We start from the raw sequence: 239 nt of genomic DNA, 5'->3' as shown, positions 1-239 counted from the left end.
CAGCGATACGTTGTTTGTGCTGTGAAGAGGGTAATCCACCATAAGTTTGAATTGCATTGTGGAGAGTCTCTCCTGTCATAATACGGGTGGCCATTTTGGCAACAGGGCGGCCAATCGCTTTTGCGACAAATGGAACAGTACGCGAAGCACGAGGGTTAACTTCTAAGACATAGATTGTGTCATCTTTAACAGCATATTGCACATTCATTAAACCACGAACATGAAGTGCTTGTGCTAAC

General features: G+C 44.4%; 1 protein-coding gene. It reads right to left on the bottom strand.

Features of this window, described 5'->3' with window-relative positions; genetic code table 11:
* A partial coding sequence (locus ACFIK8_RS11505) for a hypothetical protein (RefSeq protein WP_375669504.1) occupies positions 1-239 on the bottom strand: 239 nt, incomplete at both ends.

The sequence above is a fragment of the Bartonella sp. MR168JLCBS genome (assembly GCF_042194175.1).
This window is presented reverse-complemented; position numbering and strand designations above follow the sequence as displayed.